This window comes from Pseudomonas sp. AC070, assembly GCF_979258635.1.
The window spans coordinates 4,128,696-4,143,374 of record NZ_OZ409871.1; the positions used below are offsets into that span (position 1 = coordinate 4,128,696).

At 60.7% G+C, this 14,679-nt stretch carries 16 protein-coding genes; 8 read left to right on the forward strand and 8 right to left on the reverse strand.

What is annotated here, in order from left to right:
* Positions 1 to 29: 29 nt before the first annotated feature.
* From ACZZ0Q_RS18475 to ACZZ0Q_RS18500, 6 genes are all read right to left on the reverse strand, one after another.
* Positions 30 to 1,829 carry a DUF1302 domain-containing protein gene (locus tag ACZZ0Q_RS18475; protein WP_463541269.1) on the reverse strand — a complete coding sequence of 600 codons (1,800 nt, stop codon included), beginning with the start codon at positions 1,827 to 1,829 and terminating at the stop codon, positions 30 to 32.
* Positions 1,830 to 2,182: 353 nt separating this feature from the next.
* A complete protein-coding gene (locus ACZZ0Q_RS18480) occupies positions 2,183 to 3,097 on the reverse strand; it encodes an SDR family oxidoreductase (protein ID WP_463541268.1) in 915 nt (304 codons plus the stop codon).
* A 127-nt stretch (positions 3,098 to 3,224) separates the two neighbouring features.
* The gene (locus ACZZ0Q_RS18485) at positions 3,225 to 3,779 is read right to left on the reverse strand and encodes a hypothetical protein (RefSeq protein WP_463541267.1); all 555 of its coding nucleotides are present in this window, start codon (positions 3,777 to 3,779) and stop codon (positions 3,225 to 3,227) included.
* A 25-nt stretch (positions 3,780 to 3,804) separates the two neighbouring features.
* Complete coding sequence (locus ACZZ0Q_RS18490; protein WP_463541266.1) at positions 3,805 to 4,701, reverse strand: alpha/beta fold hydrolase; 897 nt, start codon at positions 4,699 to 4,701, stop codon at positions 3,805 to 3,807.
* The gene (locus ACZZ0Q_RS18495; protein ID WP_463542291.1) at positions 4,701 to 5,468 is read right to left on the reverse strand and encodes a class II aldolase/adducin family protein; all 768 of its coding nucleotides are present in this window, start codon (positions 5,466 to 5,468) and stop codon (positions 4,701 to 4,703) included. Before ACZZ0Q_RS18495 ends, ACZZ0Q_RS18490 begins: the two co-directional genes overlap by 1 nt.
* 256 nt (positions 5,469 to 5,724) lie before the next feature.
* Positions 5,725 to 6,177 carry a flavodoxin gene (locus ACZZ0Q_RS18500; protein WP_463541265.1) on the reverse strand — a complete coding sequence of 151 codons (453 nt, stop codon included), beginning with the start codon at positions 6,175 to 6,177 and terminating at the stop codon, positions 5,725 to 5,727.
* Between the two features lie 218 nt (positions 6,178 to 6,395).
* Between ACZZ0Q_RS18500 and ACZZ0Q_RS18505 the strand changes: the two genes are divergently transcribed.
* The 7 genes from ACZZ0Q_RS18505 (at position 6,396) to ACZZ0Q_RS18535 (ending at position 10,397) form a co-directional block, all read left to right on the forward strand.
* Positions 6,396 to 7,007 carry a hypothetical protein gene (locus tag ACZZ0Q_RS18505; RefSeq protein WP_463541264.1) on the forward strand — a complete coding sequence of 204 codons (612 nt, stop codon included), beginning with the start codon at positions 6,396 to 6,398 and terminating at the stop codon, positions 7,005 to 7,007.
* Between the two features lie 144 nt (positions 7,008 to 7,151).
* A complete protein-coding gene (locus ACZZ0Q_RS18510; RefSeq protein WP_463541263.1) occupies positions 7,152 to 7,727 on the forward strand; it encodes an antibiotic biosynthesis monooxygenase in 576 nt (191 codons plus the stop codon).
* Positions 7,728 to 7,800: 73 nt separating this feature from the next.
* Entirely contained in the window at positions 7,801 to 8,508 is a 708-nt protein-coding gene (folM, locus tag ACZZ0Q_RS18515; protein ID WP_463541262.1) for a dihydromonapterin reductase, read from the forward strand.
* 24 nt (positions 8,509 to 8,532) lie between these two features.
* The gene (folX, locus tag ACZZ0Q_RS18520; protein ID WP_122452064.1) at positions 8,533 to 8,904 is read left to right on the forward strand and encodes a dihydroneopterin triphosphate 2'-epimerase; all 372 of its coding nucleotides are present in this window, start codon (positions 8,533 to 8,535) and stop codon (positions 8,902 to 8,904) included.
* 115 nt (positions 8,905 to 9,019) lie between these two features.
* Entirely contained in the window at positions 9,020 to 9,310 is a 291-nt protein-coding gene (locus ACZZ0Q_RS18525; protein WP_122492816.1) for a DUF1244 domain-containing protein, read from the forward strand.
* Positions 9,310 to 9,648, forward strand: coding sequence for a HopJ type III effector protein (locus ACZZ0Q_RS18530; RefSeq protein WP_463541261.1), 339 nt, complete (start codon positions 9,310 to 9,312; stop codon positions 9,646 to 9,648). The genes ACZZ0Q_RS18525 and ACZZ0Q_RS18530 overlap by 1 nt, the downstream gene beginning before the upstream one ends.
* A 158-nt stretch (positions 9,649 to 9,806) precedes the next feature.
* The gene (locus ACZZ0Q_RS18535; RefSeq protein WP_463541260.1) at positions 9,807 to 10,397 is read left to right on the forward strand and encodes a putative glycolipid-binding domain-containing protein; all 591 of its coding nucleotides are present in this window, start codon (positions 9,807 to 9,809) and stop codon (positions 10,395 to 10,397) included.
* A 104-nt stretch (positions 10,398 to 10,501) separates the two neighbouring features.
* Here the strand turns inward: ACZZ0Q_RS18535 and ACZZ0Q_RS18540 are convergent, their stop codons facing one another.
* Positions 10,502 to 11,866, reverse strand: coding sequence for a spinster family MFS transporter (locus ACZZ0Q_RS18540; protein ID WP_463541259.1), 1,365 nt, complete (start codon positions 11,864 to 11,866; stop codon positions 10,502 to 10,504).
* 364 nt (positions 11,867 to 12,230) lie between these two features.
* Positions 12,231 to 13,271, reverse strand: coding sequence for a ferrochelatase (hemH, locus tag ACZZ0Q_RS18545; protein WP_463541258.1), 1,041 nt, complete (start codon positions 13,269 to 13,271; stop codon positions 12,231 to 12,233).
* Between the two features lie 351 nt (positions 13,272 to 13,622).
* On the opposite strand from hemH, the gene ACZZ0Q_RS18550 reads away from it, so the two are divergent.
* The gene (locus tag ACZZ0Q_RS18550; RefSeq protein ID WP_463560835.1) at positions 13,623 to 14,609 is read left to right on the forward strand and encodes an NAD(P)/FAD-dependent oxidoreductase; all 987 of its coding nucleotides are present in this window, start codon (positions 13,623 to 13,625) and stop codon (positions 14,607 to 14,609) included.
* Positions 14,610 to 14,679 lie beyond the last annotated feature (70 nt).

Genomic DNA, 14,679 nt, shown 5'->3' on the forward strand with positions numbered 1-14,679 from the left:
TAGTCCTCTGTTATTTCCGCAAGCAATTCTTAGAAGTTCACGCCAACGCTGAGGGCCAGGAAGTCACGGTCGGTGAGTACGTTGTAATCGCCGCCGAAGAAGTTGGTGTACGAAATACCCGCGGTGTAGGTGTTGCGGTATTCGGCATCCAGACCAATGCTCGCGGCCTTGGCGCCTTCGTTGAAGTTCGGGCCATAACCATCGACATCGTGCGACCACGACAGGTTCGGCTTGAGGTTCACACCGGCGAACACGTCGCTGTAATCCCAGATGGCACGAGCGCGGTAGCCCCAGGATGTGTTGGTGTAGTAGCCGTGAGGACCGCCTTGGGCGACGTTACCGAAGGTTGAGTCGCGGCCATAACGCAGCTCACTGCTGTGTTCCAGACCACCGATGGAGTTGGCGCCGATTTCACCCACTACCGTTACCCGATCTGCGCCCATGACCTGGTCGAAGAAGTGGGTGAAGGTGGTTTGGATCTGGGTGACTTCTTTGCGGTTGTAACCACGGTGATCGCGGTTGGCCGTTGCGCGCGCGGCAACCACGCCAGCCAGACCGCCACCTGCACCCGTGAAGGCACCGGCAGGGTCAGTCGCAGCCAACGGCGTCATATCGTTGGTGTTGATCTGCAGCGGCATATTTGGCCGGTAGCTGATTTCACCGGACCAGGCTGTGCCGGTGGGGAGCGTGGTGGAGAAGCTCAGGCCATACAGACGGATATCTTCCGGATATTCGAAGTAGTACTTGCCGGTGCCGAGCAGGATTGGCTGAGCCAAGGCACCGCCCAAGGTGGTGAACGCGCTCTGAATTTCGTTCGCGGTGGCGTTTTGAATGCCCAGGAACGGCGTACGAGCGTGGTAGTTCATGAAGTACGCGCCGTATTCGGTCTCATCGCCCTGCCAGCGCAATGCTGCGCCCCACTGGCCCGAGTCGCTTGGGTCACGGTCACCAATGCGGCGAACGGCTACACCCTGCGAATTCAGGTCTACGCCAGCGCCGGCCAATGCATTTCGCAGCACCGGGTTGTTGTTCAGGTTGGCAACCGTAGCGCCATCCAGAATGCGGTAGTTGTTATCGCAGCCTTCCTGCAACACGTCCGTGCTGGAGAAGAAGGTGCCGCAATTATCCACAACGGTCTGGTCCCACTCGATCTGGTAGAACGCATCGGCGGATAGATTCTCGGTAATGCTCTGCGAGAGGTAGAACATATTGACCGGAATCAGACCCTCCTTCACTTCGGCGCCTGGACGGCGGAAGGCGGAAACGTCGACCGGGTTGATCGAGTTGATGCCGTTCTGGATGAACGTACTTTCACCCCAGCTCACCACCTGCTTACCCAAACGCGCACTGCCTGGCTGATCGGCGATGGCGTAGTTGTGGTAGACGAAGGCATCCAGCAGTTGGTAGCCCGAGGACTTCGCGCCCATCTTGGCGTGGTCATCATCGATGTCCATCAGCTCGCGATGCTCATCTTTGAGTTCGAAGTCGTACCAGTATTTGCCGCGCAGGAAGACACCGGTGTCGCCGTACTTCAGTTCAAGGTCGTGGATGCCTTTGAAGATTTTCGAGAAGGTTTTGTCGCGTCTGAAATTCAGTCGGCCATCGTCGTTGGTTTGAGTGAAAGCGTTGCCGCCGTTAGCGCTACCGATGTAGTCCTGATCGGCCTTAGCAGTAGACCAGCTAGCACCAAGCGACAGCGAAGAGTCGAACTGCCCCTCGATCTCCCCGATATTGAAATTCACCGCGTGAGCCTGGGCGCAGGTGCCCAATGCGATCGCGATTGCCAGAGTCTTTGGCTGGAACAGTCCGGGCCTTTTTGTTGTTGTCATGCGGCTCTCCTAGTTGGTGAAACTGTGGTGCACCGTACTCAGCGGATGACACGCGGATAAGCGCACGAAGGTTTGATTCTTCGTGTCGCCCAAAAGGATGAAAGCCCGCACCATGCGGTCATCACAGGGCACCAACACTGGAATGAATGGAGGGGCATTCGGCGGGGCGGGAACTTTTGCAGTTTGTAAGAAAACCAGCGCAAAACTTCGCCTTCGCCACAGACCCTGTAGGAGCGGCTTTAGCCGCGATGCTTTTCGCTTAAGAGCATCGCGGCTAAAGCCGCTCCTACAGGTAAGAAATTTGGGCGAAAAAAAACCGGCCACTTGGGCCGGTTCCTCTTGGAGAGCAGTGATTACTTGCCCGCGTACTTCTGCAAATTCGCCATCATTGCTTGCAAGGCTTGCAGGCTGTCTTCGGGATGGCTGGCGCCTTCGAAGTCGCCGATTTCTCGCCAGTGGGCGGCCACGTCTTCAGCGGTGAAGCCGACTTTCGGATCAAAGCCCGCGCCGTTGCTGCGCTCCCACCGCACTTTGCCAATCCAGCCGCCGCCTACTTCGTAGAGGCCGGCGGTGTCTTGGCAGTTTTCGCTGCCCAGGTACACCACCAACGGGCTTACCAGTTCAGGCTTCAGTTGCTCGAACACTTGCTGGGGAATCAGCCCTTCGGTCATGCGCGTGCCGCCGGTAGGGGCGATGGCGTTGACGAAGATGTTGTTTTTGCGGCCTTCGATGGCCAGGGTGCGGGTCAGGCCGTACAGGCCGAGCTTGGCCATGCCGTAGTTGGACTGGCCGAAGTTGCCGTAAATGCCCGACGTGGACGAGGTGAAAATCACGCGGCCGTAGTTCTGCTCACGCATGTGCGGCCAGGCGGCGCGAGTGACCTTATAGGCGCCGGCCACGTGCACTTGGTAAACCAGGTCCCAATCGGCGTCTTCCATTTTGTGGAAGGTTTTGTCCCGCAGGATGCCGGCGTTGTTGACCACAACGTCGATGCGGCCAAATGCGTCGAGGGCGTTCTGCACGATCTTCTCGCCGTCGGTTACAGAGTCGTGGTTGGCCACGGCGGTGCCGCCGGCCTCAACAATTTCAGCCACTACGCGGTCTGCCGCCGAAGCGTTGGCGCCTTCACCGTGGGTGCTGCCGCCCAAGTCGTTGACCACCACCTTGGCGCCGGCTTTGGCAAATGCCAGGGCGTGGGCGCGGCCAATACCACCGCCAGCGCCAGTGACGATTACAACCTTGTCTTCAAAACGAACGGACTCGCTCATATCAAACTCCTGTGGCAGATAGCAGAACATGCGATGGCGCCGAGTGTCGCGGAGCGCGGCGGTGGCCACAAGAAAAGCGGCCGGGGCTGAATGGCGCGCAATAACGGTAGGGCATGATTCGCGCCGCTCACTGCCGACCTGGCGCGGGGGCCGGACAGGTTGGCGAGACGACGGCGGGCGGCTCAACGCGGGTGTAGCGATAGGTGACATCGCGGTCTGGCGCGCCGCCGGCAATGATCAGGAACATGCCGAAACTGCTGGTGTGCACCGTAGCGGCCAGTTGCTCGGGGGCGCTCAGTGCGAGCGTTACGTCACGCGCGTTGTGGCCCCAGGCGATAACCGGAATGCCGTTGAAGTCGCTGTCGGAAAATTGGTACTGGGTGCCGTCGAGATGACCGGCAATGCTCAGTTGCCCGACGCAGCGGCCTTCACGATGCAGGCGTGCGGTGAGCTGTTGGTCGGCGTCTATGTGCAGCTGAACCAGGCCAGCGGTGGCCGGCGCGTCGTTTACTGGAAAATTGGCGCGACTGGCCAGCAACGGCCAGAGCCCCGGCGCGAACTGCGGATTACCCAGCGGCTGTTGGGCATACCAGCCTTCAAATAGCGGCGCCTGCTCAGTGGGCGCGCTGCCTGCGCAGCCGCCCAATAAAAGCATCACCGTGAACATCGCTGCCTTGCGCATAGTGCCTCCCGCTAAACGTCAGCGGCTAGGCTACAGCAGCTCCAGCGAGGGCGGCGCGAAAAGCTTGGTAATGCTGCAACACCTGCGCCGGCGCCTCGGTTTGCGGGTAATGGCCAATGCCTTCGAGCAGCACGGTGTCCGGTTGCGGAATCAGCTCGCGGTAGCGCGCCACCATATGAGCGCCGGAAATCGGGTCCACCGCGCCATCAATCACCCGCAGCGGCAAACCGCCTTTCTGCATCGCTGTCACCCAACGGTCGCGCTGTTGCCGGCGCTCGGGAATGTAGTGAATCAAACGGTGCATCACCGCCGGGCCGTTGTTGTGGGCGATCAGGCTGTAGAAGTCGTCCAGTTCCTGCTCGCTAGGCTGGGTGTTGGGCCCGAAAACCTTGGCGAAACTTTCCGCCAACTTCTGCCGACCAAACATCCGGCCGATCAGCGGCCCGAGCGGACTCAACAGCAGTTTTTGCACCAGCACCGGGCGATGGGTTTCCGGGAACAAGCCGCCGTTGAGGAACACGCACGAGGCCAGGCGAATTCGCCCTTCGTGGTGCCGGGCTACTAATTCCTGCGCCACGCTGTCGCCGTAGTCATGGGCCAGCACATGCACCGCCGCGTCGATGTTCAACTGGCGCAGTAGCGCCTGTTGGATATCGGCCTGTTGCACCAATCGGTAATCGTGGCCTCGGGGTTTGGCCGAATCGCCAAAGCCGAGCATGTCGCAGGCGATCACCTGGTACTGCTGCGCGAGGGTGTTCCACAGGTAATGCCAGTCCCAGCTCGCGGTGGGAAAGCCGTGGATCAGCAGCAACGGCTCGCCGCGCCCCGCCGTCCAATAGGCAATTTTGTGGCCTTCAAACGTCAGGCTCTTCGCCTGCGCGCGCCAGTCGCGCAGGGGAATGCCGGCGAGAGCCGGCGTCATCACGCGCCGTAGCCCGGATTTTGTTGATCCAGTTTGCGCAACAGCGCCGGCCACGCCAGCGAGCCGCCCATGCCTTGGGAGGTTTTCATCACGCCCTGCACCATGGCTTTGGCGCCGTCGAGAATTTGCTGCGGAATGTGGATCAACTCGGCGCCGCCGCTTTGCGCCATCACTTGCACTTCGCAGGCGCGCTGCAAGGTGAACATCATCAGGAAGGCGTCAGCGATGCTGGACGAGCAAGTCATCAGGCCGTGGTTAGGCAGAATCATGAAATTGCTTTCGCCAAGATCGGCTTGCAGGCGTGCTTTCTCTTCATGGTTCAGCGCTACGCCTTCGTAGCCGTGATACGACAGGCTCGACAGCACGAACAGCGACTGCTGCGACAGCGGCAACAACCCTTGCTTCTGCGCCGACACGGCGATACCAGCTGCGGTGTGGGTGTGGATCACGCAACCGACGTCGTGACGCACTTCGTGCACGGCGCTGTGGATGGTGTAGCCGGCCGGGTTGATTTCGTAGGGGCTGTCCATCTTCTTCACGCCGTCGAGGTCAACCTTTACCAGGCTGGAGGCGGTGATCTCATGGAACATCAAGCCAAACGGGTTGATGAGGAATTCTTCGGTGCCCGGCACCTTGGCCGAGATGTGGGTGAAGATAAGGTCGTCCCAGCCGTGCAGCGCAATAAGGCGGTAGCAGGCCGCGAGGTCGACACGGGCCTGCCATTCGGCGGCGGACACCTGATCTTTGACGTTCGGTACGGATTTGATTTGCGCAGCGGTCACGGCGGTCACCTCGGTTGTTTTTGTTTTCAGTGCCGGTGAGTCTAGCGAGGGATGGCGGGGGCGATAGTCGCTCTGGCAGCCAGCTTAGTGGCCTTGTGGGTCAGGCGTGAATGAGGAACAGCAGGCCCTCTCCCCCAGCCCCTCTCCCGCGAGCGGGCAGAGGGGGGTTAATCAAGGTTTAGGCAAATAGCTCGGTCTGCCCCCTCTGCCCGCTTGCGGGAGAGGGCTGGGGAGAGGGTTTTTAGCTTTTTAGCGCCTCAACAAACCCCGCCAACCACGGCTCGGCATCCGTCTCCGGCGTCACGCTCTCGCTGGCATCCAGGCGCAGCATTGGTTGCACTTCGCGAAGGCCCAACTCGGCAAACAATTCCCGCATTTGCTCACCGCCGCCACAGAACGTGTCGCCATAGCTGGCGTCGCCCAGGGCAATCACAGCGCCCGGTAGGCCGCGCCAGTTCGGCAGTTCGTCGCGAATGGCGTAGTACAGCGGTTGCAGGTTGTCGGGCAGCTCGCCCATACCGGTGGTGGACGTCACGCCCAGAAAGGCATCGGGGGCAAAGGCTTTGAGGTCATCCAGCGTGGCGCGCGGGTTATGCCAGGTTTCGAAGCCAGCGGCCTTGAGCAACGTTTCAGCGTGGCGGGCCACTTCTTCAGCGGTGCCAAACACCGAGCCGGACAAGATCGCAACTTTCATTTATTCGCTCCGTTAGCAGGCTGAAAAAAACGCCGGCTATTATGCCTGAGCCTTGCAGCGATCGGATTCGAACGTCGGTAAAAGGCTCAATAACCGACGCTCTGCTGCCGCTTGTCGGAAAATGCCACGGTTTCACTAATAAAGCCTATATGGCGTTGTCCCACCACCGACGCACCTGGCCCTCCTAGTTGCCCGTTAGCAGTACTGGAGCATCTACCATGCAAGACCCCCGAATTCTGACGAGCGAGGAATTGGAGTTTCTCCAGGACCTGCAAGCGCCTGCGCGGCCGCCGGGTCCTGTGCAAACCCCGAGTTTGCGTGTGGACGGTGGCACGCAAACCAAAGCCTTGCTTACGCGCCTGGCGGCCAGCGATCAATTGACCATCGAAGCCCACTTCAACGGCGAGCGCGTGACGTTCCCGCTGCAATTGGTGGAAGACGAATTTCACAGCATGAGCCTGGAAATCGGCGAGCCGCAGGTGATCGAGCAAGGCCCTTCCGAACGGCCATGGCGCTTGAACCTTGAGCCGGCCGTGGAATTGGTGGACGAACACGGCAACCCCAGCGGCATGTGGCTGCACAGTGTTTCCACCACCGGTTTGCTGGTGGAAGTGCGCCATCAGGTGGTGCCGAACAGTTTTACGATGTGGCTGCCGCAATCGGGCGCCGAGCCACTTCGCCTGCAAGGCATCCTTGCTCGCCGTACCGATCAACGCTTGGTGGCGTACCGCCTGAGCGGACGCAAAACCGAGCACAGCGAGCGGCTGCGCCAGTACATCTATCAGCAGCATCGCCTGCTCAACCCGGTCGCCAAGGCGCCGGCGATCTGACGAGCTGCCCGCTCTAGTCCGCATCTTTGCTGGCAAATCACCCGGCAAACCCACTATTCTTCGCGCCATAACGCCCCGCCACCCTGGGGCGCTTTTTTGCCAAGGCTTTACCCAAGCGGCGGCACGGTTTTGAGGAGATACATAATGTCTGCTTCCCCCGTCACCCTGATGGTGGCCCGCCGCGTGCCGCGCGAGCGCTATCAAGACTTCATGCTGTGGCTGCGTGAAGGTGAGCAACTGGCCACCGACTTCCCCGGTTATCTCGGCTCTGGCGTGCTGGCCCCGCCGCCCGACGATGACGAATTCCAAATCGTATTCCGCTTCGCCGATGCCGACCTGCTCGCCAGTTGGGAACACTCCGCCTCACGCCGCGCCTGGCTGCAACGCGGTCAAGGGCTGTTCGCACAGCCGTTGGAGCACCGCGTTCAGGGCATCGACGCCTGGTTTGGCAGCGCCAGTCGAAACGTGCCCCGGTGGAAGCAAAGCGTGGCGATCTGGCTGGCGTTTTTTCCGGTGTCGCTGGCGTTTAATCTGATTTTTGGCGGGCTTCTGAGTGAGCTGCCGCTGGCCGTGCGCATTCTGCTCAGCACCCTGGCGCTTACGCCGCTGATGACCTACTGGTTCATTCCCCTCTCCACTCGCCTGCTAGCGCCGTGGCTGCATAAACGCAAGGCGCTGCCGGCCGTTAGCGAACCGGGCTTGGCCAGCGGCGCGAAGTAAGCACCGCGCCGCGTTTTGTGCCGGGAGGCAGACTGGGTTAACGTTGCCGGGCCTGTCTGCCAACGAGCTGCCCATGCCTGTTTCTGCCCCCATTCTGCTGACCGGTGCCGGCCAACGCGTCGGCCTGTATTGCGCCGAACGCCTACTGGATGACGGCCATCCACTGATCATCACCTACCGCCAGGAACGCCCCAGCGTGCAGCGTTTGCGCGCGCGCGGGGCGGTTGCCATTGAGGCGGATTTCTCCAGCGAAGCCAACATTCTGGCCTTTGTCGCCGAGCTGAAAAAACACACCTCGAGCCTGCGTGCCATCGTGCACAACGCTTCGCAATGGCTGGCGGAAACGCCGGGCGATGAGGCAGCGATTTTCCAGCAGATGTTCAGCGTGCATATGCTCGCGCCTTACCTGATCAACCTGCATTGCGCCGACTTGCTGCGCCAGGCGAGCCCGGCGGACATCGTGCACATCAGCGACGATGTCACGCACAAAGGCAGCGCCAAACACCTGGCCTACTGCGCCAGCAAGGCGGGGCTGGAAAGCCTGACGTTGTCGTTCGCCGCCAAGTACGCGCCGGCGATCAAGGTCAACGGCATCGCCCCGGCACTGATTCTGTTCAACGAGGGCGACGACGCCGAGTACCGCGCCAAATCCCTGGCCAAATCGGCGCTGGGTATCGAACCCGGCGCTCAGGTCATCTATCAAAGCCTGCGTTATCTGCTCTACAACCCCTACGTCACCGGCACCACCCTGAGCGTCAACGGCGGCCGGCACTTGAAGTAAACCGATTCGATGGAGTACACCGCTATGCCGCGACTGGAGCCTGGAATGGCGCGCATCAAGGTCAAAGACCTGCGCCTTCGCACCTACATTGGGATCAAGCAGGAAGAAATCGATAACAAGCAGGACGTGTTGATCAACCTGACCATCCTTTACCCGGCGGTAGACGCGGTGCAGGTCAACGACATCGAACACGCGCTGAACTACCGCACCATCACCAAAGCGATCATTGCCCACGTCGAGAACAATCGCTTCGCCCTGCTCGAGCGCCTGACTCAGGAACTGCTCGACTTGGTGATGGCCCACCCAGCCGTGCGCTATGCCGAAGTGGAAGTCGACAAGCTGCATGCCCTGCGTTTTGCCGAATCGGTGTCGATCACCCTCGCCGGTCACCGTTAACCCGCGCGCTGTTTATCCGGATGGCCTCGCGCCCGCATTGAAGTGCGGGCGTGGCGCTTCTATCATCGCGCCGTTCCGCCCTTCACCCTTTCGCACGTTCTCGGAGTACGTTGCCATGACCGAGCAAGAACAGATCGAACTCGAAGCCGCCGCCTTTCGCCAATTGGTTCAGCACCTGCGCGACCGCACCGATGTACAAAACATCGAGCTGATGAACCTGGCCGGGTTCTGCCGCAACTGCCTGTCGAAGTGGTACAAGGCCGCCGCCGACGACGTGGGTCTGCCGGTGACCATCGATCAGGCGCGCGAAGAGGTGTACGGCATGCCGTACAGCGAGTGGAAAAGCAAATACCAGAAAGAAGCCAGCGGCGATCAGCAAGCGGCGTTCAACAAGGGTCACAAGTAATGTCACTGTCTGATTTTCGCGCCGCCTTGCGCAGCGACCAGCACCTGTTCGCCAGCACCCTGGCGTTCATCGCCGAGCATTACGACTACCAGCCCAGCGCGTTCGTGAACGGCAACCAGAACAACGCCAGCGGGCAGAACGAAGGCTCGTGCAAAACCCTAGGATTGGCACTGCTCGAAGGGCTGAATCTGGAAGAAACCTTGCGCGCGTTTGGTGAGCATTACCGCAGCGTGTTGGCCACGCCAACCGGCAGTGACCACGGCAACATTCGCGCGTTGATGGACACTGGCCTCGGCGGCGTGAATTTCGAGCAGCAACCGCTCAAGCGCAAGGCCTAGCGCGTCGCAGAAAATTCAATTGATGTAGCAAAACTCTTACATACATCACAGAAACATCCGTCTATTCTGCTCGCCGGTTCACCATGGACGGTGCCCTGCGGCAGCACGCCAGCGCCCCACCGTTCATTTCTGGATATGCACGGATGCAGCCTACCTCGATGCAACAAACCCTCGTGTGGAAACCCTGGCTCAACCCCGGCGTGGAAAACCTGCGCCTGCGTCAGGACGAAAACGGCATTCATGCCAGCAGCCACCTGATTCAGAGCGTACGTGGCAACAGCATCGCCGCCACGTATGTGCTGGCCTTCGACCCAGCTTGGCGCTTTCGCCGGCTATGGCTGAAGGTCGACAACCTCGGGCAGCGCACCCTGACTCTTGAGCACGACGTTCACGGCGGCTGGACGCTCAACGGCGAACCGCGCAACGACCTCAACGAGTGCCAGCACGTGATGCTGTCCACCACGCCCTTTACCCACACGCCGATCCTGCAGCGCTGCCCTTTGGAAGTTGGCCAGAGCGCAGAGGTGCGGGTGGCGTTTGTCGACATGCTCACCTTCACCGTACAACCGCGAACCCAGCGTTATCAGTGCCTGCATCGGCAAGACGAGCAAACGCTCTACCGCTACGAAACAGCCGGCAAACAGAGCCGTGAATTGACCATGGACGGCCAGGTGTTTCTTAACAAAGCCAGCGAGCAATACCTGCGGCTGACTTCGAAGCTGGCGTTGGAATTGAATACCTGGGTTTGACGCGCAAAAAGCATCGCGGCTAAAGCCGCTCCTACAGGATTTGTGCGATCCGTAGGAGCGGCCGCGCGGCGATCCGCTTTAGCCGCGATGGGCCCAGCAAGCAATCAAGCCTTGGCCGGAACCCCAACCACGTCCACCGACGACTCTGCCGACCAGCCTTTCAAGCGCTCAACACTCGCCCGATACGGCTTCAACCCTTTGGCCAGCAACGCCACCGAGAACAGCACCGCCACGGTGGTGACGATCAGCAGCGAGTATTTGAGGTCGTTGTCGTTGGCGAACGCGTAGTCGGTCACCAAGGCCACCGCTGTTGGCCCCACGCCCAGGCCGATCAAGGTGATGACGAACAGGTAAATCGCCGACGCCTGTCCGCGCATGGAGTTGGGCATGATGTCTTGAATCGCGGCCGGGGCGACGCCGAAGGGCATGCTGAGGAAGAACACCGCAGGCGCCATCATCACCGAGGCGATATTGCCGGTGCTGGCCAGCGGGAACGCCAGCACGCAGGGCAATGCGCCGAGTGCGGCAATAAGGCCGACGCGCATGTTGCTGTCGGTACGGCCGCGCTTGCTCATCCAATCCGCCAGGCGCCCGCCGAACACGATGCCCAGGCAGCCGAACACCGCCACGATGCTGCCGTACACCACGCCCACATGGCCGGCGTCCCAGCCGTAGGTGCGGATGTAGAACGTCGGAATCCACGCGGCGCTGCCGTAGCCGGCGAAGGCCAGACCGGCAAAACCGAAGTTGTGGCAGATCACGGTGGTGCGGTTGGCACGGATGTAGCGCCCCACCTCGGCCAGCGGCACGGCCACACCGGCGCCTACACCACGACGAGCCGGCTCACGCACGGCGAGCATCAACAAGGTAAACACCACGCCGGCCGCGCCCAGCAGCAGGAAGATCAGCTGCCACGGCCGCACTTCGCCGATCACCGGCAACACCACATCGCCTTGCGCCGACGCGAATTTGATGACCAAGCCGCCGAGCAGAAACGCCAGGCCAGAGCCCAGATAAACGCCCATCGAATACACGCTGATGGCGGTGGCGCGACGGTCGCTGGGGAAGCTGTCGGCAATCAGCGAATACGCCGCCGGCGACAACGCGGCCTCGCCTACGCCCACGCCGATGCGGCACAGCAGGAACTGCCAATACAGACGCGCCATGCCGCAGGCGGCGGTCATCGCGCTCCAGAACAACACGCCGACGGCGATCAGGCCGCGACGGCTTTTGGTGTCGGCCAGGCGTCCCAGGGGAATGCCGCAGATGGTGTAGAACAGCGCAAACGACAAGCCCATCAGCAGGCTCATTTGCGTGTCACTGATTTCCAGATCGCGGCGGATCGGGCCCACCAGCAGGTTAAGAATCTGCCGGTCGATAAACGACAGAACGTACGCCACCATCAGAATCGTGACGGTGCCCCAAGCGCGGAGGCTGGAGGGATAGCCGGCATTATTGTTGTTATGCACCATGGTCTCCTTCGGCGCTGCCAGTGCAACGCGCGGCCGTTGAAAGTGCTCGCAGAGTAGCCGCAACAGGGGGTGGTTTTGGTCGTTATCAGCCTAGCGAATGCAGCGTAAAGGCGTTGGCGAATGACCTGCCAGTCAGGCCGTCTGGCATTGGTACTTTGGGGTGATTGACCGGGCAAAACGGCCGGCAAAACTCATACTTTTGGGTGCTTTGGAAACGGCTTTTGTTGATGCAGTTCGATGTGGCTGCAATCAGGTTTGCGACGATGATTCCGAATGACCCACCGCGTTTACGGAATGTTCTTCGAGCCCGCATAAAAAAGCCCCGCAAAGGCGGGGCTTGGGGCAAAGCGGTAAAGCGCTGTTACGATTTCAACGGGTTTCCCAGGCCTGCGGGCGCGTTTTCACACAAGGTGTTCAGCGCTTCAACCCATTGCGGGTGATCGTTGACGCACGGCACCAGCACCAATTCTTCGCCGCCGGCTTCCTTGAATTGCTCTTCGCCACGAATGCCGATTTCTTCGAGGGTTTCGATGCAGTCGGAAACAAAGGCCGGGCACATCACCAGCAGTTTTTTCACGCCCTGCTTGCCCAGTTCATCGAGGCGCGCTTCGGTGTACGGTTCGATCCACTTATTGGCGCCCAGGCGCGACTGAAACGACACCGACCACTGCCCCGGCTTTAAGCCCATCCGCTCGGCGAACGCCTCGGCGCTGCGCTGGCATTGGCTGCGGTAACAGAACGCCATGATCTCGTCGCTCACGCCCTTGCTGTCCGGCGCACGTAGATCGTGTTTGGGATTGCGTACCAGCTTGCGGATATGGCTTTCCGGCAAGCCGTGGAAGCTCAGCAGCAAATGGTCGAAACCTTGCTCCAGATAAGGCTTGGCGCTGGCCACCAGCGCGTCGATATAAATCGGTTCGGCATAGAACGGTCGCAGCGTGGCGAATTCCAACGTCAGCTTGTGCTCACTGACCACGCGCTTAGCCTCTTCGATCACGGTGGTCACGGTGCTGTCGGCGAACTGCGGGTACAGCGGCGCCAGGGTGACTTTCTTGATGCCCTGTTTAGCCAGGCGCGTTAGAACGTTTTCCAGCGACGGCTCGCCATAGCGCATGGCGAGTTCGACCGGGCCGTGTTTCCAGGTGTTTTTCATCGCTGCTTGCAGACGTTGGCTCAGCACAATGAGCGGCGAGCCGCCTTCCCACCAGATCGAGCCGTAGGCTTCAGCGGAAGCCTCAGGACGCTTGATCAGAATGAGCGACACCAGCAGTCGACGAATCGGCCATGGCAGGTCGATTACGTACGGGTCCATCAGAAATTGATTGAGGTAGCTGCGTACATCGGCCACCTGCGGCGAGGCCGGTGAGCCAAGGTTGACCAGAAGCAAGGCGTGATCGGTCATGCATATTCCTTAGCAAAGCGGAGCGGTTATGAACAAACGGCGCACAGCATCGCGCAAACACATGAAATTGCAAAATCGGTCATGGCTATTGCACTGATTAATAGCGAATCTGTCGTTCGCCAAGCGACAAACAGAGCAGGCGTCTGCTGTTTAAGCGTTCTATACCTAACACAAGCACACAGGCCTTTCGAACCTGTGGCCAATCCGCGAATCAGAGCGAGGAGAAGTCCCCGCAAAAGCACACCCGATGACCGTTGCGCTGCCCCATGCCCGGTCATCGCCTGATGCTTGTTCACGCCAATGGCCAAACCAGGAGAGCGTTAGCCCAGTTTGCGAATTTAGAGGTCAGACATGAGTTTCCCCATTGCCATTATTGGCACCGGCATTGCCGGTCTTTCTGCCGCACAAACCCTGCACGAGGCAGGTCTTAGCGTTCAACTGTTCGATAAAAGCCGGGGCAGCGGCGGCCGCATGGCCAGCAAGCGCAGCGATGCCGGCGCGCTGGACATGGGCGCGCAATATTTCACTGCCCGCGACCGCCGCTTCATCGACGCCGTACACCAATGGCAGGCCCGTGGTTGGGTGGCCGAGTGGACGCCCAGCTTGTACACCTTCAGCAACGGCGTGTTGGGTGCCTCGCCGGATGAGCAAGTTCGCTGGGTCGGCACGCCGCGCATGAGCGCCATTACCCGCGCGATGCTTGGCGCCCTGCCGGTGAAATTTTCCTGCCGCATTACCGAAGTGTTCCGTGGCCCCGAGCACTGGAGCCTGCAAGATGCCGAAGGCCAAGTGCATGGCCCGTTCAGCCAGGTGATCATCGCCACCCCTGCTTCCCAAGCCAGTGGCTTACTCGCCTCCGCCCCGAAACTGGCCGGCGCTGCTGCCAGCGTCGCCATGGACCCCACCTGGGCGGTTTCCCTCGCGTTCTCCGAACCGCTGGATACCCCGGTCGAAGGCTGCTTCGTGCGCGAAGGCCCGCTCGACTGGCTGGCCCGCAACCGCAGCAAACCCGGCCGCGAAACCGTGATGGATACTTGGGTGCTGCATGCCAGCAGTGCGTGGAGCCGACAGCACCTGGATCTCACCAAGGAAGAAGCCATCGAACACCTGCACGGCGCCTTTGCCGAGTTGATCGGCTGCGCCGTACCGGCACCGGCATTCACCCTCGCCCACCGCTGGCTGTACGCACGACCGGCCAGCAGCCATGAATGGGGCTCGCTGGTGGACGCAGACCTGGGCTTGTACGTGTGCGGCGACTGGTGCTTGTCCGGGCGCGTTGAAGGCGCTTGGTTGAGCGGCCAACAGGCGGCGCTGCGGTTGCTGGATCATTTGCAATAAGGCGCAGCCGACGCCGCCCAGGACGATTCAACGCCCACAAAAAAAGGAGCCTCACGGCTCCTTTTTCTGA

Excerpts from the sequence above, each read along its gene's own strand:
- ACZZ0Q_RS18475 (WP_463541269.1), bottom strand. The coding sequence starts at position 1,829 with ATGACAACAACAAAAAGGCCCGGACTGTTCCAGCCAAAGACTCTGGCA.
- ACZZ0Q_RS18480 (WP_463541268.1), bottom strand. The coding sequence starts at position 3,097 with ATGAGCGAGTCCGTTCGTTTTGAAGACAAGGTTGTAATCGTCACTGGC.
- ACZZ0Q_RS18485 (WP_463541267.1), bottom strand. The coding sequence starts at position 3,779 with ATGCGCAAGGCAGCGATGTTCACGGTGATGCTTTTATTGGGCGGCTGC.
- ACZZ0Q_RS18490 (WP_463541266.1), bottom strand. The coding sequence starts at position 4,701 with ATGACGCCGGCTCTCGCCGGCATTCCCCTGCGCGACTGGCGCGCGCAG.
- ACZZ0Q_RS18500 (WP_463541265.1), bottom strand. The coding sequence starts at position 6,177 with ATGAAAGTTGCGATCTTGTCCGGCTCGGTGTTTGGCACCGCTGAAGAA.
- ACZZ0Q_RS18505 (WP_463541264.1), top strand. The coding sequence starts at position 6,396 with ATGCAAGACCCCCGAATTCTGACGAGCGAGGAATTGGAGTTTCTCCAG.
- ACZZ0Q_RS18510 (WP_463541263.1), top strand. The coding sequence starts at position 7,152 with ATGTCTGCTTCCCCCGTCACCCTGATGGTGGCCCGCCGCGTGCCGCGC.
- folM (WP_463541262.1), top strand. The coding sequence starts at position 7,801 with ATGCCTGTTTCTGCCCCCATTCTGCTGACCGGTGCCGGCCAACGCGTC.
- folX (WP_122452064.1), top strand. The coding sequence starts at position 8,533 with ATGCCGCGACTGGAGCCTGGAATGGCGCGCATCAAGGTCAAAGACCTG.
- ACZZ0Q_RS18525 (WP_122492816.1), top strand. The coding sequence starts at position 9,020 with ATGACCGAGCAAGAACAGATCGAACTCGAAGCCGCCGCCTTTCGCCAA.
- ACZZ0Q_RS18530 (WP_463541261.1), top strand. The coding sequence starts at position 9,310 with ATGTCACTGTCTGATTTTCGCGCCGCCTTGCGCAGCGACCAGCACCTG.
- ACZZ0Q_RS18535 (WP_463541260.1), top strand. The coding sequence starts at position 9,807 with ATGCAACAAACCCTCGTGTGGAAACCCTGGCTCAACCCCGGCGTGGAA.
- hemH (WP_463541258.1), bottom strand. The coding sequence starts at position 13,271 with ATGACCGATCACGCCTTGCTTCTGGTCAACCTTGGCTCACCGGCCTCG.
- ACZZ0Q_RS18550 (WP_463560835.1), top strand. The coding sequence starts at position 13,623 with ATGAGTTTCCCCATTGCCATTATTGGCACCGGCATTGCCGGTCTTTCT.